We start from the raw sequence: 19,391 nt of genomic DNA on the forward strand, positions 1-19,391 counted from the left end.
TTTTGTGTGGCTTAGCAGAGGGACAGGTTTTGGGCGAGGCTCAGCAGCAGCGAGGGTTGCAGCCAGGCAGCGGCGCTGGCTGCTGCGATGAGCGCCATTGCCAGGGCCAGTAGCAGTTTTTGGAGTTTGCTTGCTTGCATGATGAGCGGTAGGGAGTGTTGTGGGATTTAGTTTAACGCAAAGTGGGTGGGGTGGTGGGCTGGTGGGTTGACCGGGCCAGTTTTGGGTTTGTGGTTTTATAAGTCGATTGCACTTTGTGGATATAAGCCGGGGGTGGCCCGGCGGCCACTCACTTTTCTTTGCTTCGCCAAAGAAAAGTAAGCAAAAGAAAGGCGACCGCAAGCCTCGCCCCTTCGGGGTTCCCGATTGTGCAGTACAAAAAATGGGAAACGGGCGAAACTCGCTGCGCTCAGACACCCCCGTTTCTGATCCATTTTCTGTACCGCACAATCGGCGAGGCTCCGAGCGGTTTAACATCAAAAGCAACTGCAACTGCAACTGCAACTGCAACTGCAACTGCAACTGCAACTGCAACTGCAACTGCAACTGCAACTGCAACTGCAACTGCAACTGCAACTGCAACTGCAACTGCAACTGCAACTGCAACTGCAAAAGCAGGGCAACGGGAGAATCAGCTTGCCCCTGGTGTGTGCGCAGCGGTTCTAATTGCAATGTCCGAAAACGGCTAGACGCTGGATTTGGGTGCGCGTATAACGTCGTCATGGCTACTTTACTTTCTGAATCTCCTGCTTCCGCATCTCCGGTATCGCTGCTGGACCCGGAGCATTGCTATCGGGCGCTGGTGGCGCGGGATAGCCGGTTTGACGGGGTGTTTTTTATCGGCGTGAAGACGACTGGTGTGTACTGCCGGCCGGTTTGTGCGGTGAAGACGGCGCGGGCTTCTTCATGTACTTATTATTCCAGCGCCGCGGCGGCGGAGGCGGCGGGGTTTCGGCCTTGCTTGCGCTGCCGGCCTGAGCTTGCGCCTTATGCCTTGCAGCAGAACCTGGCGTATGCGGTGTGGCAAAGGATTGCTGCCGGGGCCTTGAATGATGGCGATGTGGAGCGGCTGGCGGAAGAGATAGGCTTGTCTTCGCGGCAACTGCGGCGGGTCTTGCTGCAGCATTTTGGGGTGACGCCGGTGGAGCTGGCGCAGACGCAGCGGTTGCTGTTTGCCAAAAAGCTGCTGCAGGAAACCGGCCTGCCGATGACCGATGTGGCCTATGCGGCGGGATTTGGCAGTGTGCGGCGTTTCAATGCGCTGTTCGCGGAACGCTACAAGATGGCGCCGGGGTCGATACGCCGCGCTTCGGCCACCGATAGCGAGGGCATTATCCTGCGCCTCGCTTACCGGCCGCCGTATGCGTGGGATGAGGCTTTGCAATATCTGGCGGCGCGGGCCATGCCCGGGTTGGAGGCAGTGCTGGAGGATAAATCCGGCAAGTCCTATGTACGCAGTGTCAGCATAGGCGACAGGCAGGGCTGGTTGCAGGTCAGGCATGTGGCGGACAAACAGCAACTGAGCTTGCAGGTGGCCCCTGCACTGGCGCCGGTGCTGATGCCGCTGCTGGCCAAGGTACGTAACCTGTTCGATCTGGATGCAAATCCTTTGGTGATGGAGTCTTATCTGCAGACCGATACGTTGCTGGCGGCGCAGATACAGCGCACGCCGGGTTTGCGGGTGCCGGGGGCATTTGATGCGTTTGAGTTGGCGATACGCGCGATACTCGGCCAGCAGATCAGCGTGGCCGGGGCTTCGACGGTGGCCGGGCGGCTGGTGCGCCGCTTCGGTATGCCTATAGAAACGCCGTTCGCTGAAGTTAGCCATCACTTTCCAGCAGCAGATTTGCTGGCGGGGATGCCGGTGGAAGAGATCGCGCAGATAGGGCTGACCAAAAGCCGCGCGGCGACTATCCGCAATCTGGCGGTGTTTGCGGTGGAGGGCGGTTTGCAGATGCCGGCCGGTATCTCGCTGGAAGATGCGGTGGCGAGGCTGAAGACTGTCGGCGGAGTCGGTGAATGGACTGCGCAATACATTGCGCTACGCGCCTTGCGCTTTGCCGATGCCTTCCCGGCCGGCGACCTGGCGCTGCAGAAGGCGGCCGCCGTAGCACCGGAAACCCGTATCACTGAAAAGCAATTGCTGGCGCGCGCGCATCCATGGTCGCCGTGGCGCTCCTATGCCGCATTGCTGCTATGGCAATCTTTGTCTTACCCTAAACAGAGCAAGGACTAGTACCATGTATTACACCAATTACGACAGCCCGGTGGGCAAGCTGTTACTGGCGGCAAGCGACAAGGGGCTGGCAGGCATCTATTTTGAGCAGCACAGACATTTCAAGGGCAGTGCAGGCTGGCAACAGGATGACGGCCACGCAGTACTATTGCAGGTCAGGCAGCAATTGCAGGAGTACTTTGCAGGGCAGCGCCGGCAGTTTGATTTGCCGCTGGATTTATCTGCCGGTACCCCCTTCCAGCAATCGGTGTGGCAGGCCTTGCTGGATATCCCGTTTGGTGCAACCGCCAGCTATGGCGAGCTGGCAAAACGCATAGGCAAGCCGAGTGCGGTACGCGCGGTGGGGGCAGCCAACGGTCGTAATCCGGTTTCCATTATCGTGCCCTGCCACCGCGTCATTGCAGGCTCCGGCGCGCTCACCGGCTACGCCGGCGGCTTGGCGAATAAGCAAGCCTTACTGGAGATGGAGGCGCCTAAGGGCTTGATTTAGCAAGGAAAATTGTACCTGGAGTAATTTTAATTTCTTGGTGGAATGTAAAATAACTATTTTATGTTGCGATGCACAAAAAACGCTTGACGCAGATTTCGAAGCGGGTAGAATAGTAAATGTTGCAGTGCACCATAAGCAGTTTCCAGATGGACGTCGCTGCCATATTTATCTTTTCACTCTAAAGGAAATACCATGTACACGACTCCAGAACAATTCATCGCCGCGACTAAAACCAACCTGGAAAACCAGTTTGCTTCCCTGACAGCAATGAACAAGAAAGCCTTTGAAGGCCTGGAACAAATCTTCGCATTGAACGTTAGCGCTGCCAAAGCGACTATCGAAGAATCCACAGCAACGGCAAAACAACTGATGGGCGCTAAAGACCCACAGGAATTCCTGTCCCTGACAGCAGCTCAAGCCAAACCTAGCGCAGAAAAAGCACTGGCCTACGGCCGTCACCTGGCAAGCATCACTACTGCAACCCAGGCAGAATTCACCAAGGCTGTTGAAGCGCACATCGCTGAAACCAACACCAAGGTTGTCGCACTGATCGACGAAGTGACTAAAAATGCACCTGCTGGTTCCGAACAAGCTGTTGCCGCTCTGAAAACAGTTATCGGCAACATCAATGCCGGTTACGAACAACTGAGCAAAACCAGCAAGCAAGCTGTACAGACTCTGGAAGAAAACCTGGCTGCTGCAACTCAACAGTTCACACAAGCTGCTGAAAAAGCAACTCCACGCAGCAAGAAGTAATTTGCCTGCCTGAGCTGAGTGCCGGTGCCTGAGGTAATACCTGGGTTGGCACGCAGAGCTGGAAATAGAATGGACCGCAATCGCGGTCCATTTTTTTTGCGCGGCGTTTTGGCACGCCGCTGCACAAGTTACGGCGGCGAGTATAATCAGTATGCGACTTACTAAAATGACAGCGGCTCTGCTAAAGATAGCCGCGCTCATTCGCCACACCGGCTTGGCTCAGACTAAGCCCTAACCAGGAGAATCCTATGCAAGACGTAGTTATCGTGGCCGCTGGCCGTACAGCGGTAGGTAAATTTGGCGGTTCCTTGTCTAAAATCGCCGCATCCGACCTGGGCGCGCATGTGATCAAGGCTTTGCTGGCCAAATCCGGCCTGAGCGGTGACCAGATCAATGAAGTGATACTCGGCCAGGTGCTGACCGCCGGCGTAGGCCAGAATGCAGCGCGCCAGGCGTCGATACGCGCCGGCTTGCCGAACATGGTGCCGGCCTTCACGATCAATAAGGTATGCGGCAGCGGTTTGAAAGCCACGCACCTGGCGACTCAATCCATCCGTTGCGGCGACGCCGACATCATCATCGCTGGCGGCCAGGAAAACATGAGCGCATCGCCGCATGTGCTGAACGGTTCGCGCGAAGGTTTCCGCATGGGCGACACCAAGCTGGTGGACACAATGATCGTGGATGGCCTGTGGGATGCGTTCAACCAGTACCACATGGGCACTACCGCTGAAAACGTCGCGAAGAAATATGATGTGTCGCGCCAGGAGCAGGATGAGTTTGCAATGGCTTCGCAAAACAAGGCAGAGGCAGCGCAAAAAGCCGGCAAGTTCAAGGATGAAATCATTCCTCTGGAAATCCCGCAGAAAAAAGGCACGATCGTTTTTGACAGCGATGAATTCATCAAGCACGGCACCACGCTGGAATCCCTGTCCGGCTTGCGCCCTGCTTTTGCCAAGGACGGCACGGTTACAGCCGGTAATGCATCCGGTCTGAATGACGGCGCAGCGGCAGTAATCATGATGTCGGCCCGTAAGGCGGAAGAACTGGGCCTGAAACCATTGGTCAGGATCAAGGCATATTCGTCAGCCGGCGTGGACCCCAGCATCATGGGCATGGGACCGGTACCTGCCGCCCAGTTGTGCCTGAAAAAAGCCGGCTGGACACACCAGGACCTGGACCTGATGGAAATCAATGAAGCCTTTGCTGCGCAGGCGATAGGCGTCAACAAGGAGATGGGCTGGGATACCAGCAAGATCAACGTCAATGGCGGCGCGATCGCGATCGGCCATCCTATCGGCGCATCAGGTGCCCGTATCCTGGTGACATTGATCCATGAAATGATACGCCGCGATGCCAAGCGCGGCCTGGCCAGCCTGTGCATAGGCGGCGGCATGGGCGTAGCGCTGGCGATAGAGCGCTAAGCAAGAGCCTCCGCATCAATCTGAAAATCCCGGTGGAACTACCGGGATTTTTTTTACTCCAATGGCGGCAAGAATGTTGTAGACAGGGAAAATTAGTAAAAATATACTCCTTGTCACTGTTGATCGCCTGTCAAAGCCATGAGCTGCCCCACAGAGGGTAAAGGCGACACTCCGTCGATCCCGAATCTGTCCAATAAAAGGAAATGCCATGAAGTGGAAAACCCTCCTTGCATCCGGTTGCCTGCTGTATGGCATGGCGGCTGCGGCCCAGGCTGTCACTGCAGACCAGGTGAAAAGCTTCACGCTGCCCAATGGCATGAAGTTCCTGGTGCTGGAAAACACCGCGATACCGAATGCGAACATGTATACCTTCTGGAAAGTCGGTTCGCGCAACGAGGTACCCGGCATCACGGGTTTGTCCCATTTCTTTGAACACATGATGTTCAACGGCTCCAAAAAATACGGTCCCAAGCAGTTCGACCGCACGATGGAAGCCAGCGGCGGTTCGAACAACGCGTATACCAGCAATGACGTGACCGTGTACCAGGACTGGTTTCCTGCGACTTCGCTGCCGGTGATTTTCGATCTGGAGAGCGATCGCATCGCCAACCTGGCGATTGATCCCAAGATGGTGGAAAGCGAACGCGGCGTGGTGCTGTCCGAGCGCAGCACCGGGCTGGAGAATTCCAATTTCCGCGCCTTGTCGGAACAGGTGGAAGCCGCCGCATTCAGCGCGCATCCCTATTCATGGCCGGTGATAGGCCATGAATCCGATATCAAGGCCTGGACCCAAGATGATCTGCGCCGCTATTTTGATGTCTACTATGCGCCGAACAATGCAGTGGCCGTCATCGTCGGCGATGTCAAAGCGGACGAAGTGAAGCGTCTGGCGGAGCAGTATTTTTCTGCCATCCCCAAGCGCCCGCTGCCGCCGGTAGTGCGTACCGTGGAGCCGGAACAAAAAGGCGAGCGCCGCGTTTTCGTGCGCAAGGAATCCGCTACCAGCGTGAACCTGATGGTGGCCTTCAAGACGCCTGCCACCAATAGCGACGATTATTACGCGCTGGATGTCTTGCAAAGCATACTGGGCACCGGCAAGACTTCGCGCTTGTACAAGGCGCTGGTGGATACGCGGCTGGCGACCGATGCCGGCGCCTTCCGCAGCAAGAATTTTGATCCCGGCGTGCTGAGTATCTACGCGGTGGCCGCCCGCGACGTGCCTGCAGCCAAGCTGGAACAGGCATTGCTGGCGGAACTGGACAGGGTCGCACAGGAAGGTGTCAGCGCGGATGAGCTGCAAAAGGTCAAGAATCAAAAGCTGCTGAATTTCTATCGCGCACAGGAAACGATCAACGGCAAGGCTTCCCAGCTGGGTGAGTACGAAGTGTTCTTCGGCGACTATAAAAAACTGTTCGACGCGCCGGAGGCATACCGCAAATTAAGCGTCGCGGATATCCAGGCCGTTGCCGCAAAATATTTCAAGAAGTCGCAGCGCACCGTCGGTGTACTCGCGTCCAAGGAGGATTGATGATGAAGCGTTTCTTTATATTGGCATTTGCCGGGCTGAGCAGTTTCGCCACGCTGGCTGCGGCGGGCGACTTCCGTCTGCCCGCGTTTGAAACCGCAAAATTGTCGAACGGGCTGACCGTTTATTTGATGGAGCGTCATGACGTTCCTTTGATCGCGGTACGCGCTGTATTGAAGGCAGGCGCGGTCAGTGATGGACAGCAGGCGGGCCTCGCCAACCTGACCGGCGACGGCCTGCTGCTGGGTAGCGAGAAGTACGATAAAAAAACCGTAGACCAGACTTTCGATTTCCTCGGCGCGCGCATCAGCAGCGTCACGGGAGCTGAGCAAAGTGGACTGGTGGCCGATTTTGCGCGCGATGATGCAGCCAAACTGCTGCCCATCTTTGCCGACATGCTGCAGCACCCGGTGTTTGAAGAAAATGAATTCGGCAAACTGCGCGCGCGCACCGTGGATGAATTAAGGCAAGCCAAGGAAAGCCCGCGTAATGTGGTGCAGACTTATTACCGCAGCATGCTGTTCGGTGATGGCGCCTATGCCAACCCGGTCTCCGGTTCGCTGACCAGCGTTGCTGCCCTGCAGCGTAGTGACTTGCAGGCTTTTCACCGTGCCTACTACCGGCCTGACAATGCAGCGCTGGTCGTGGTGGGTGACTTTAAGCCGACAGCGATGCGCCAGCAACTGGAAGGCCTGTTCGGGAAATGGCGTGCCAACGGCGAGTTGCCCAAGCCGCGGGCCAATGGCACGGTAACAGCGCCGAAGTCTCGCGTGTGGCTGGTGAATAAATCCGATGCGGTGGAAACTACCTTCCTGTTCGGCGGCGCCGGCATTGCCCGCAACGACCCCGACTATGTGCAACTGCAAGTGCTGAATACGATACTGGGCGGGCGCTTTACTTCCTGGCTCAACGATGAGCTGCGGGTCAATTCCGGCCTGACCTATGGTGCCCGCAGCGAATTCTCGCCACTGTCACAGACCGGCACGTTTGCCGTTTCCAGCTTTACTGCAACGCCGAAGACCGAAGCCGCGCTGGCGCTGGCCGCTTCCACCTACCAGCGCTTGTGGGACAAGGGCATCGACGCGGCAACGCTGGAATCCGCCAAAGCCTATGTCAAAGGCCAATACCCGCCGCGCTTTGAGACCAGCCAGCAACTGGCCGGCTTGCTGGCCGATATGTATATCAACAAGGTGGGACGCGATCAAATTGACCACTTCACCCGCGATGTCGACAGCCTGACGCCGGAACGCGCCAAGCTGCTGGTGGACAAGCATTTTCCACGCGACAAGCTGCAGATGGTGCTGATCGGCAAGGCCGAGGCCATCCGCGGCATCGCCGCCAAATATGGCGAGATTACCGAGCTGGATATCACCGCCAGCGGTTTCGCGCCTACGACAGTTAAATAAACAGGATGGCGGCGCCCAGGGATGGTATTGATCCCTGGCCGCTTCCGGTATTTTCGATTTTCCTTCGCTCCCACAAGACCATGTCACGTTCACGTAAACTCATTGCCCCGCTAGTGCTGGGCAGCACGCTTGCTGCAGGTAGTGCAGCGGTATTCGCGGCCTCCAGCACGGAAGCCAACGCCAGCGGCCCTGCCATCTCCGGTTACCAGTTGCCGGTGCCGGAACTGCAGGCGATTGTCGACGCGCCGCGCGCGCCGCAATTCCGCCTCGGGCCGCAGCGCAAGCAAGCCTTGCTGATCAGCTTGCCGGGTTTGCCCGGTATTGCCGAGGTGGCGCAGCCGGAACTGAAACTGGCGGGTTTGCGCATCAATCCCCGGGTACGTGCCTCCAGCCATTTCGACTTCGGCAATGGATTGACATTGCTGGATATTGCCAGCGGCAAGACCCGCTCGGTCAGCGGCCTGCCGGCCAATCCACGGATAGAGAACGTGGCCTGGTCTAACGATGAACGCTGGGTAGCTTTCAGCCGCTGGGCCGACGACGGCGTGGAGCTGTGGCTGCTGGATGTGGAAAAAGCGAGCGCAAAGAAACTGATCAAGGACAAGCTGAACGCAACCACCAGTGCCGGTTTTAGCTGGCTGAACGGTTCGCGCAGCTTGCTGCTGAAACTGACGCCGGCCAAACAGGCGGCGGCACCGGTGGCCTCCATCGTGCCGGCCGGCCCCAATATGCAGGAAACAAGGGGCGGCAAGCTGACCCAGACCCGCACCTATCCGGACATGCTGAAAACCGCGGCCGATGCCGATCTGCTGGACTGGCAGTTGCAAAGCCAGCTTGCGGTGGCCAATGTGCAGGGTGAAGTCAAACGCATAGGACCGGTGGCGACCTTGATCGGCGCGCAGGCTTCGCCGGATGGCAAGCTGATCCTGACCACGCAGATGCATCGCCCCTATTCCACGATCTTGCCGGTGTACCGTTTCCCGCAATTGGTCGAGGTCTGGGATATCCAGGGGCACAAGCTGAAAACCATCGCCGAGCGCCCTATGCAGGAGCGCCTGCCCAGCGGCAACGATGCAGTGCAGACCGGCCCGCGTGAATTCGGCTGGCGCAGCGACCAGCCGGCGACACTGTACTGGGCGGAAGCGCAGGCCGGCGGCGATCCTGAAGTCATCGCCGATGTCCATGACATCCTGTTCCAGCAAGCCGCCCCGTTTGATGCGGCTCCGCAAAAACTGCTGGCGATGGCCTGGCGTTTTTCCGGTGTACAGTGGGGTAACGATGGCCTGGCGCTAGTGACTGAGAGCTGGTGGAAGACCCGCGACACCCGCACCTGGCGCATACAGCCCGGCCATGCCGATGCTAGGCCGGATCTGCTGTTCGCCCGCAAATCGGAAGACCAGTATGCCAATCCGGGCACGCCATCCACTAGCCCGAATGCCTACGGCAGGGCGGTGCTGCGTACCGCTGCTGATGGCAAGTCGCTATTCCTGGCCGGTGTAGGGGCCAGCCCGGAAGGCGACCGTCCTTTCCTGGACAGGTTTGATCTGGACAGCAAGCAGGCCACCCGCCTGTGGCGTTCGCAGGCGCCCTATTATGAGCAAGTGGCTGCACTGCTAGACGATAGCGGCAACAACTTCGTCACCAGCCGCGAATCGACGCAAGAGCCGGCCAATTTCTATGTGCGTACAGTAGGCAAGGATGAGCCGCGTGCGCTGACGCATTTCACCGACCCCACGCCGCAGTTCAAGGGCGTGCAAAAGCAGCAGATCCGCTACAAGCGCGCCGATGGCGTGGACCTGACCGCCACCCTGTACCTGCCGCCGGACTACGATCCCAAGCGCGACGGCCCGCGCCCGATGCTGATGTGGGCTTACCCGAGGGAGTTCAAGACTGCCGAGGCCGCCAGCCAGGTCAAGGATTCGCCGTATAAATTCAACCGCATCAGTTACTGGGGGCCGCATGTAATGCTGGCGCGCGGCTACACGGTGCTGGACGGCCCTTCCATGCCCATCATAGGCGAAGGCAAGCAGGAGCCGAATGATACTTATCTGGACCAGTTGAAGATGGATGCGCAGGCAGCCGTCGACGAAGTAGTGCGCCTCGGCGTGGCGGACCGCAGCCGTATCGCCATCGGCGGCCACAGCTATGGCGCCTTCATGACGGCCAACCTGCTGGCCCATACCCGCCTGTTCCGCGCAGGTATTGCAAGGTCCGGCGCTTACAACCGCACGCTGACACCGTTCGGCTTCCAGTCCGAAGACCGTAATTATTGGGAAGCCATCGATGTTTACCAAGCAATGTCGCCGTTCAATTTTGCGCACCAGATCAAGGACCCCATCCTGCTGATCCACGGTGAGCAGGATAATAATTCGGGTACTTTCCCTATCCAGAGCGAGCGCATGTACCAGGCGCTGCAAGGCCTTGGCGCAGTCACTCGACTATCGACACTGCCTAACGAAAGCCATGCCTACCGCGCGCGTGAATCCATCATGCACATGCTGTGGGAAGAAGACCGCTGGCTGGATAAATACGTGAAAAACGCTAAGCCGGAGGCACCTGCGGCGAAGTAGTCTGAAGCCGCATGGAGCAGTTGCAAAGAGGGGGCCGGAATTTTCCGGCCTTTTTCTTTTGGGCCGATTGCCAGATAATGATTGCCAATATCCGTATCACACAGGAGAAGGCATGGACAAAGGCAGGTTGGAAGCATTCAGCGATGGCGTCATCGCGATCATTATCACCATCATGGTGCTGGAACTGAAGGTGCCGCATGGGACAGACCTGAATGCGCTGCTGCCCTTGCTGCCGGTATTTTGCAGCTACGTGCTGAGCTTCATCTATGTCGGCATCTACTGGAACAACCATCACCACATGCTGCATGCTGCGAAGCAGGTCAGCGGTGCGGCCTTGTGGGCCAATCTGCATCTGCTGTTCTGGCTTTCGCTGATTCCTTTCGTTACCGGCTGGGTGGGAGAAAACCAGTTCACGTCATTGCCGCTGGCGCTGTATGGTTTTGTCTTGCTGATGAGCGGTTTCGGCTACTACCTGCTGGCGCGCGCGCTGGTTGCCAGCCATGGTGGGGATTCCGCTCTGGCGAAGGCGATAGGCAAGGACGTCAAGGGGATTACTTCCGTGATCTGCTATGCGGTGGCGATTCCCGCTGCATTCTGGAACCCATGGGCAGCGTTCGTGATTTACGTCGGCGTTGCGGGGATGTGGTTTATCCCTGACCGCAGGATAGAACAGGTGATGGAGCGCTAGCTGAATTCCCGATGGTTGCTCAGCCTGCGAGCCGCAAACAGGATTTTTCAATAAATAATGTCAATTTCTGTGGTTAGGGCCGCCACGATGTGAGCACAAAAACATTATTTGGGTATGATTGCGTGAAAATAGTGCGGTATTCGGCCTGTTTCCAGCGAGATACTGCAAATCAAGGGCTCGCTGTTGCTTTATGGAAATGACCCCGGTGGTATTTTCATTTATCATGACAGAGCTTACCTAAAGGTGTGAATATGTTAAGAGTAGTGATCATGGACAGTAGCGCGGTTGCCCGCAACCTGCTGGGGTCCGTACTGACAAGCGGCGGCCATGAAGTGGTCGGCGACAGCAATACCGGTGCGGCCAACCTGGCGCGCATGGTCAAACTGCGGCCGCAAATAGTTTGTGTCGATATCGGTGAGCTGAGCGAAGAAGGCTTGGCACTGCTGGATGCGATACGCAGTGCGCTGCCCAAGGCGCTGGTATTCCTGGTATCCAGCAAGATCGATGCAGAGACCATACAGGCTACGCAGCAAAAAGGCGTGCAGGGTTTTATCGTCAAGCCTTTCAATACGGTTGCCGTACTGGCGACCATACGCAATACCATCCTGAAAATAGCCAAGCAGCAGCAAGCCAAGCCCGCTGACGGCGACGCCCAGGCCAGCGCCTGACACCGCCTGCATCTTGGCATTGCCCGTTTCTTTCTTATCCCGCATCCGTCGTTTCATCTTGCCGCTATCGGCCGCCTGGCTGGGCTGGCAGGGCGGCGCCGATGCGGCCGAGATTCTTTCTTACCATGCGCGCCTGCAGCCGGATATGGCGATGCACAGCATCCAGGGACAGACACGCATAGCATTGCGCGGTACAGCGCAAGCTGCTTCGCAGCTTTCTTTTCCCGTGCATGCATTGAATGTCACGGCGCTTGAGCTGGATGGCTCCAGCATTCCGGTCAATATCGCGCAGGGCAAGCTGCTGGTAGCACTGCCTGCAAGTCCCCCGGGGCAAACACACAGCCTGCAGATATCCTATCAGGGCAAGCCTGACAAGGGCCTGGTGTTCGGCACTGACTATGTGTACACCGCCTTCCATACCTGCCACTGGATGATTTGCGACGAAGCGCCGGGGATAAGGGCGAGCATCAATATGGAGATACAACTGCCGGCCGATTACAAGCTGGTGGCGAGCGGCGTGCCGGTGGCAATCAAGCCGGGGCCGGATGGGCTGGTGAGCCACCTGTGGCATCAGCAGCGCGCCGACGCCAGCTATTTGTATGGATTTGCAGCGGGCAAATTCCAGCAAACCACAGAGCGAGTGGGCGAGGTGACGCTGGACTATTACGGCGCGGTAGACGACGCAGCCGCTTTACGCAAAAAATTCCAGCCTACTTCACAGATGCTGGAATTCCTGCAGCAAAAAGCCGGCGTGCCCTTCCCTCACCCTACGTATTCGCAGGTATTACTGCCCGGCTCAGAAGCGCAGGAGCTCAGTTCGTTTTCCGTCATCGGTAAGCAGATGCTGGATCCGATACTGGATGAGCCGAGGGAAGACTGGGTCATCGTGCATGAACTGGCGCACCAGTGGTGGGGCAATTCGCTGACCTGCCGTGACTGGAAGGATTTCTGGCTGAATGAAGGCATCACGGTATTCATGGTGGCTGCCTACAAGGAACAGCGCTGGGGCCATGCCGCCTATGTGCATGAACTGGAACTGGCGAGTAAGCGCTGGCAGGCAGCGATAGATGCAGGTTTCGACAAGCCGCTGGCCTATGTCGGCGACTACCCTTCCCTGCGCATACAGCGGGCAATCACCTACAGCAAGGGTGCGATTTTCATGGATGTGCTGCGCAAGGAGTTAGGGGATGAGCTGTTCTGGCAAGGCTTCAGGCACTATACGCAGCAATATGCCGGCAAGTCGGTGGACAGCAGGGATTTCCAGCTTGCCATGGAACAAACGGCAGGCCGTCCGCTGGGAACCTTGTTCGATGCCTGGGTGAACGGCAAGTAAGTCATTGCTGTCTTGGGTCTGATGAGGTGTTGCGGCGGCATTGCTGAGCTCCCCCGGCTTATCCAGCTTACCCAGCTTTATCCCGGTTTTGGCGGATTTCATCGCCAGCATCTGGATTTCGTCGCATCTTTCCCCTACTCTTGCGTTACAAGCCACAATGGCAACACTAAAAGAGGATTTGGGGATGAGAGATGACTGCCGTAAATAAAACCAGCTTGCCGGCGAGGCAAGACCAGTTGCTTCCCACCGAAGTATCGATGCGCAGCAGCACCTGGTTTGACCGCTCTTCCAGCTATCCCATCTTCAGCGGCACCTGGTACCGCTACCGGGTGATCTCTGCGCTGGTATCAATGGTGCTGATGCTGGTGATCTTCCTGCTGATTGCCTTCGCCTCCAGGGATCAGTGGAAAAGTGTCGTGGTGCCGGGGGCGTCGCTGGGCCTGGGCATGCTTTGCCTGCTGACTTCCGGCATCGGCATGGCCGTACTGGTGCGCCGCCAGGGCTGGCCGGTGCGCAAGGAGGCGATAGGTCTGGTCACTGCCTTGCTGCTGGGCCTGTTGCTGTCATGGGGCGTGGTCAGCGGTAGCGGCACACTGGCGCGCATGCTGGTTTATGGATCTGCGTCTTCAGAGGTATCCATTGCGCTGACGGGCAATATCCGCGAAGTAAAGAAGGATGAGGCGGAAAAAGCGGAGAAGGTGGATGGCGAGGGTAAGACTGCAAAAGCGGCGGCGCCGGCCGATTCTTCTCCGGCGGTAGAAGTTGGTCCCGGTGTTGGAGAGCCTTCGCCTGCTGAAGTATCTGCGGCATCGTCCAGTTCAACTGCTGCCTCCGCTCGCTCCTCCTCCTCCGGCGACGCTGGGTCCGAAGGCCGGAATAAGGAAAACACGGACAACACGGAAAACAAGGACAAGGAACGCAAGAATATGTGGGGCACCGTTGCCGGTGTGCTGGGGGTCAGTGCATTCGTGCTGCACTTCGGTGGCTGGATGGATTTGTTTTTGTTCTTCCGCCAGCGCCGCCGGCTTGAAGAAGTGCTGCGGCAGCAGGAAATGGACAGGCTGAAAGCGGCGCGCAATGAAGCGGAGCTGCGCCTGTCGGTACTGGTGGCGCAGGTGGAACCGCACTTCCTGTTCAATACGCTGGCGGGCGTACGCTCGGCGATTGTCACTGAACCGCAAAGGGCGACTGCCATCGTTGATCATCTGGTGGATTATCTGCGCGCCACGATACCGCAAATGCGTAGCGACGGCAGCAGTGCACAAGCGAGGCTGGGCCCGCAACTGGAAGCGGCGCGTGCCTATCTGGCGCTGATGCAGGCGCGCATTCCGCGGCTCAGTTATTCGGTGGAATCAGACGTGGACATGCAGGATGCCGCAATACCGCCGCTGATCCTGATTTCACTGGTGGAAAATGCGGTCAAGCATGGCATAGAGCCGAAGATAGGGGCTGCACGCATAGCCATCCGGGCCAGGGAAATAGAGGTCGGCGGTGTGCAAAGCCTGGAGCTGAGCGTCAGCGACGACGGCGTCGGCTTCGGCGGCACCACCTCCGGCAGCGGCCTGGGTTTATCGAATATCCGGGAAAGGCTGGAAACCCTGTATGGTGAGCAAGCCAGCCTTACATTGAAAGCATTGCCGGAAGGCGGAGTGGCGGCGATCATCCTGTTGCCGCTGTCGGCGTGATCCGAACTGAATTAATCTGCGTACATAGAATTGAAGGAAAGATAGATGCCTACTGCCATTATTGCTGATGACGAAGACCTTCCGCGTTCAGAACTGCGCCGCATGCTGGCCGATGTCTGGCCGGAACTGCAGATACTGGCCGAGTGCGAGCATGGAGCGGACGCGCTGGAGGCGATACAGCACTACGCGCCGGATATAGCCTTTCTCGACATACGCATGCCCGGCCTCAGTGGCCTGGATGTGGCAAACGCCGTGAAAGGCCAGTGCCACGCGGTGTTTACGACAGCCTATGACAATCACGCGCTGGAAGCTTTTGCCGCAGGAGCGCTGGATTATCTGCTGAAACCCTTGTCGCGTGAGCGCCTGCAGGAGGCGGTGAACCGGCTGCGCGAGCGCCTGTCCAGCAGCCAGTCCGCACCGGATATCAGCAAGCTGATGAGTGAACTGGACAAGCGCCTGCGCGGCAGCGTGGCAACGGAGCGCATACGCTGGATCAGTGCCAGTGTCGGCGATACGATCAAGATGTTCCCTGTGGAGAAAATCCTGTTCTTTGCATCGGATGAAAAATATACCAGAGTCGTCAGCAGCGATGATGAGGCACACGTACGCAAGCCGCTGCGTGAGCTGATAGACGGGCTGGATCCGGAAGTGTTCTGGCAAATCCATCGCAGCGTGGTTGTGCGCGCGGACGCGATCGCCAAGGCGCATCGCGATGAGCTGGGTAAGGTGACAGTGGAACTGCGCGGCTGCAAGGAAAAACTGAAGGTCAGCCAGGCCTATTCATGGCGCTTCCGGCCTATGTAGGGCCAGGTTCAGCGGCAGGAAGCAGTCAGGAAGATTGCAGTTTTTCCTGCGGCGGGAACAGATAGGTGCTCTCGAATTCTGCCGGAGTCAGGGCCGGCGAATACAGGAAACCCTGCAACTCGTCACAGCCCAGGGTTTGCAGGAAGGCGCGCTGCTCTTCGGTTTCAACTCCTTCTGCAATGACCTTCAATTTCAATGCATGCCCCAGGCTGGCGATTGCGGTGACGATGGCGACATCGCTTTCATCATCCGGCAAGTGCTGGACAAAGGAGCGGTCTATCTTCAGCTTGCTGATGGGGAAGCGCTTCAGGTAGCTGAGGCTGGAATAGCCGGTGCCGAAATCGTCAATTGCCATCTTGACGCCCAGCTTGGCCAGGGATTCCAGTACCCTCAGCGCCTCATTGGCATCCCGTACCAGGATGGATTCGGTCAGTTCCAGTTCTATGCGGTCCGGCGCCAGACCGGCTTCCTGCAAGGCCATGGCCAGGTTTTCGACAAAGTCGGACTGCTGGAACTGCAGCGCTGACACATTGATCGATACCCTGAGTACCTGGTTGCCCTGATTCCATTTTGCCGCCTGCTTGATGGCGCTGGCCATTACCCAGTTGCCGATGGCGACGATGACGCCGGTTTCCTCCGCAATGGGGATGAACTGCGCCGGGCTGATCTCGCCCATGTCTTTGTCGTTCCAGCGCAGCAGCGCTTCGGCGCCTATCACCTGGCCGCTGGCCAGGTCTATCAGCGGCTGGTAATGCAGGCGGAAGCTGTCATGCTCCAGCGCCTGCCGCATCGCATGGTCCAGCTTCATGCGTGACAACAGGCCGATATTCATCTGGCGCTGATAGAAGCGGAAATCGGAACGGCCGCGCTCCTTGACGTGGTACATCGCGCTGTCGGCATTTTTGATCAGGTCATCCATCGTCATGCCGTCGGCCGGATACAGGGCCACGCCTATGCTGCAGGTGACAGTGAAGCTCATGCCGTCCAGCGTGAACGGCACGTTCAATTCTTCCAATACCCGGCGCGCGCAAATTTCCGCGCCGCTGGCGTCAGCCTGATGCAGCAGCAAGACAAATTCATCGCCGCCGAGGCGGGATGCGGTATCCACCTGGCGTATGCATTTCTTCAGCCGTTCAGTTACCTCGATCAGAACGCGGTCGCCAAAAGGATGGCCCAGCGAATCATTGATCTGCTTGAAGTGATCGAGATCGATGAACAGCAAGGCAAACGTGCTGTTGCTGCGGCTGGCGACGCCTATGGACTGCTTGATCCTCTCGGCCAGCAACAGGCGGTTCGGCAAGCCGGTCAGGATGTCGGAAAAAGCCAGTTCCTCGATCTTTTGCTTGGCCGTATGGGTTTCCGTCCTGTCCTTGAAAAAACCTATGTAGTGTATGGTCTTCCCGTCTTCATCCTGCACCCGCACCAGCGAGATCATGCACAGGTAGGCATGGCCGTTCTTGCGGCGATTCCACAATTCGCCTTCCCAGAAACCCTTGATTTCCAGCTCTTCCAGCAACTTCTCTACCTGGTCGTTATTGCTTTGCTCGGAAAAGAAATCACGCGGCGTCTGCCCTATCATTTCTTCTTCGTGATAGCTGGTCAGCCGTTCAAAGCTGGGGTTGGTGGTGATGATCTTTTGTTCGCCGTCGGTGATGAAGATGGCATCGGTGCTGGATTCAAATACCTTGGCGGCCAGTTGCAGGCGGGCTTCGTCAGCCAGGCGCTGCGTGATGTCGCGGTAGGAATAGACCCGGCCTATGGGGCGGCCGCGCGCATATTGCGGCAGCGTGACGCGCTCCAGGATTTTCCCCGAGCGCAGCACCAGCACATCGGTTGCCTCCATCAACGGGGAGCGCGCAATCGTGCCCAGCCGCTCCATGTAATGGCCCGCATCCACCATGCATTTGTCCATCCAGGAATAGATGGCGGCGTCGTCGCGCTGCGTCAGCAAGTCTTCCGGCAAGCCCCATAGCTTGGCGAACAAATGGTTATAACTGCGGATTGCGCCGTCCAGGTCAGTCACCAGGATGCCATCGGCGGTTGATTCCAGCGTTGCCCTCAGTTCGGCGATCAGTTTTTCCAGCTCGTTTTCTACCTGGCGCTGGCTGGTATGATCGCGGATCGCGACCACGTAGACGGAATTATCCAGCCCCACCTTGACCAGCGATACGCGGCGTTCCACCTGTATCGTGCTGCCATCCTGGCGCTGCAGCAGCGTTTCGGAAAAAATATTGTCGGACAGGCCGGCGGCCACGTCTTCCCAGAAGAACAGGTCTTCCGGCGCGGCTGCCAGTTCCACCACGGCGGTGCCCATTAGCGTATCCGGCGGCAGGCGCAGCAGCGTGTGCGCGGAGCGGTTGGCTCCGAGTATGCGCAATTGTATAGGGTCGACCAGTAATACAGCCTCCAGCATTCCTTCTATCAGCGGCTGCCACTGGTGCGGTTTCATGGCATATCCCCTGCAGGAACCAGTTCACGGCTACGCTCGAAGAAATAGCACAGGCGCTTGCGCGGGGACAGATAGTCGTAGGCTGCCTTGGGCAGCTGTATCGGCTTCAGGCTGCGGTGTATGCCCAGGTTGGCCTCGGCTTCCAGGTTGATGATCAGCGCATCGTCGCGCGGCACTTCCGGGTTGTGTATCAATATCCTCGGCTTGATAGGACGGGAAGAATTGACCGAAACAACCATCGCATATCTTTCATCGGTCAGTTGCACTACCGAGCCGGGTGGGTAGATGCCCATCATCCGTATGAACGCAGTCAGCGTAGGGATGTGGAACTGGGTTTTAAACTGGGTGAAGATTTGCGACAGTGCCTCGTGCGGCGTAATCGCCAGCGCCGGATTGCCGGGATTGCACAGATTGTCATAGCGGTTGACCAGCGCAACGATACGGCTCAGCGGCGACATCTTGTCGGTCCTGATCTGGCTCGGGTAGCCGCTGCCGTCTGCATGCTCGTGGTGCTGGCCTATCAGCAACATCGCGTGGGCGGACAGACCCATCTTGCGGCCCATCGTGACGCCATGGGCGACGTGGCCCTGATACAGCTGGCGCTCTGCATAACTGAAATGCTCATCCAGCCAGCGCAAGCGGTCCGGCAATTCCATCTTGCCTATGTCGTGCAGCAGCGCGCCTATGCCGAGCTCCAGCATTTCTGCCTTGCTCAGCTCCATTGCCTTGCCCAGCAACAGCGAAATGACGGTGACATTGATGGAATGCAGCGAAGTCTTTTCGCCGGCTTTTTCGGACAGCAGGCGTATCGCGGCTTCATCTTCGGTCAGGATTTCCTGCAAGAAGGAGTGAATCAGGTTTTCTGCATGCTCGCGCGCGACTTGCGGCTGTGCGTGCACCGAATCAATCACCATCTTGAAAGTCTGCGTGGCGTGATTGAACTGCTTTTCGCAGGCCATAAGGCTGGCTTGCTGGCCTGCCAGCAATTCGCGCCGCTTGCGGGTTTCCGCCGCTTTCGGGGATTCTACTTCTACCAGCAGCGGTTTCACCGGCGGCTCTATGCCTGCGGCCTGGGCAGCATCGGCAATGGCTTCGGCCTGGGATTCGGGTGTGCTTTTTTCCGGGGAATAGCGTATGCGTTCCAGGCCCAGCGAACGTATGGCAGCGATCTGTTCCTGGCTGGTGATGGAAAAACTATTGACGGGAAACGGGTGGTCCATCCAGCCTATGTCAAGATACACAAACATCCCAATGCGCAATTGGGAGAGATCTATAAATTGTGGGTAGGTATCAGTCATGGAGCCAGTGCTGTTTGCTTGCCTTCGTGAACCCGCATATTCCGTGCTTCATTACTTGC

Annotated in this window: 16 protein-coding genes; 13 read left to right on the forward strand and 3 right to left on the reverse strand. The window is 57.8% G+C overall.

Features of this window, described 5'->3' with window-relative positions:
• Positions 1-11: 11 nt before the first annotated feature.
• Complete coding sequence (locus IEW12_RS29035; protein ID WP_268237271.1) at positions 12-140, reverse strand: hypothetical protein; 129 nt, start codon at positions 138-140, stop codon at positions 12-14.
• A 228-nt stretch (positions 141-368) separates the two neighbouring features.
• Between IEW12_RS29035 and IEW12_RS24960 the strand changes: the two genes are divergently transcribed.
• The 13 genes from IEW12_RS24960 (at position 369) to IEW12_RS25020 (ending at position 15,585) form a co-directional block, all read left to right on the forward strand.
• A complete protein-coding gene (locus IEW12_RS24960) occupies positions 369-689 on the forward strand; it encodes a hypothetical protein (protein WP_188568833.1) in 321 nt (106 codons plus the stop codon).
• A 32-nt stretch (positions 690-721) separates the two neighbouring features.
• Complete coding sequence (locus tag IEW12_RS24965; RefSeq protein ID WP_188568834.1) at positions 722-2,236, forward strand: DNA-3-methyladenine glycosylase 2; 1,515 nt, start codon at positions 722-724, stop codon at positions 2,234-2,236.
• Between the two features lie 4 nt (positions 2,237-2,240).
• On the forward strand, positions 2,241-2,726 hold the full coding sequence (locus tag IEW12_RS24970; RefSeq protein WP_188568835.1) for a methylated-DNA--[protein]-cysteine S-methyltransferase: 486 nt from the start codon (positions 2,241-2,243) through the stop codon (positions 2,724-2,726).
• A 192-nt stretch (positions 2,727-2,918) separates the two neighbouring features.
• Positions 2,919-3,482: a phasin family protein gene (locus IEW12_RS24975; protein WP_188568836.1), complete on the forward strand. Its 564-nt coding sequence runs from the start codon at positions 2,919-2,921 to the stop codon at positions 3,480-3,482.
• A gap of 248 nt (positions 3,483-3,730) precedes the next feature.
• On the forward strand, positions 3,731-4,906 hold the full coding sequence (locus IEW12_RS24980) for an acetyl-CoA C-acetyltransferase (RefSeq protein WP_188568837.1): 1,176 nt from the start codon (positions 3,731-3,733) through the stop codon (positions 4,904-4,906).
• A 208-nt stretch (positions 4,907-5,114) separates the two neighbouring features.
• Entirely contained in the window at positions 5,115-6,434 is a 1,320-nt protein-coding gene (locus IEW12_RS24985) for a M16 family metallopeptidase (protein WP_188568838.1), read from the forward strand.
• On the forward strand, positions 6,434-7,837 hold the full coding sequence (locus IEW12_RS24990) for a M16 family metallopeptidase (RefSeq protein WP_188568839.1): 1,404 nt from the start codon (positions 6,434-6,436) through the stop codon (positions 7,835-7,837). Before IEW12_RS24985 ends, IEW12_RS24990 begins: the two co-directional genes overlap by 1 nt.
• An 80-nt stretch (positions 7,838-7,917) precedes the next feature.
• The gene (locus IEW12_RS24995; protein ID WP_188568840.1) at positions 7,918-10,407 is read left to right on the forward strand and encodes an alpha/beta hydrolase family protein; all 2,490 of its coding nucleotides are present in this window, start codon (positions 7,918-7,920) and stop codon (positions 10,405-10,407) included.
• A gap of 112 nt (positions 10,408-10,519) precedes the next feature.
• On the forward strand, positions 10,520-11,095 hold the full coding sequence (locus tag IEW12_RS25000) for a TMEM175 family protein (protein ID WP_188568841.1): 576 nt from the start codon (positions 10,520-10,522) through the stop codon (positions 11,093-11,095).
• Between the two features lie 251 nt (positions 11,096-11,346).
• Positions 11,347-11,763 carry an ANTAR domain-containing response regulator gene (locus IEW12_RS25005; RefSeq protein ID WP_188568842.1) on the forward strand — a complete coding sequence of 139 codons (417 nt, stop codon included), beginning with the start codon at positions 11,347-11,349 and terminating at the stop codon, positions 11,761-11,763.
• 13 nt (positions 11,764-11,776) lie between these two features.
• Positions 11,777-13,096 carry a M1 family aminopeptidase gene (locus tag IEW12_RS25010; protein WP_188568843.1) on the forward strand — a complete coding sequence of 440 codons (1,320 nt, stop codon included), beginning with the start codon at positions 11,777-11,779 and terminating at the stop codon, positions 13,094-13,096.
• Between the two features lie 191 nt (positions 13,097-13,287).
• Positions 13,288-14,781, forward strand: a complete 1,494-nt coding sequence (locus tag IEW12_RS25015; RefSeq protein ID WP_229751333.1) for a sensor histidine kinase — start codon at positions 13,288-13,290, stop codon at positions 14,779-14,781.
• 45 nt (positions 14,782-14,826) lie between these two features.
• The gene (locus tag IEW12_RS25020) at positions 14,827-15,585 is read left to right on the forward strand and encodes a LytR/AlgR family response regulator transcription factor (RefSeq protein WP_188568844.1); all 759 of its coding nucleotides are present in this window, start codon (positions 14,827-14,829) and stop codon (positions 15,583-15,585) included.
• Between the two features lie 25 nt (positions 15,586-15,610).
• Here the strand turns inward: IEW12_RS25020 and IEW12_RS25025 are convergent, their stop codons facing one another.
• Complete coding sequence (locus IEW12_RS25025; protein ID WP_188568845.1) at positions 15,611-18,034, reverse strand: sensor domain-containing protein; 2,424 nt, start codon at positions 18,032-18,034, stop codon at positions 15,611-15,613.
• On the reverse strand, positions 18,031-19,332 hold the full coding sequence (locus IEW12_RS25030) for a cyclic di-GMP phosphodiesterase (protein ID WP_188568846.1): 1,302 nt from the start codon (positions 19,330-19,332) through the stop codon (positions 18,031-18,033). The genes IEW12_RS25025 and IEW12_RS25030 overlap by 4 nt, the downstream gene beginning before the upstream one ends.
• Positions 19,333-19,391: the final 59 nt, after the last annotated feature.

Origin of the sequence: Parundibacterium terreum (assembly GCF_014636315.1) — a bacterium.
GTDB lineage: Bacteria > Pseudomonadota > Gammaproteobacteria > Burkholderiales > Burkholderiaceae_D > Undibacterium > Undibacterium terreum.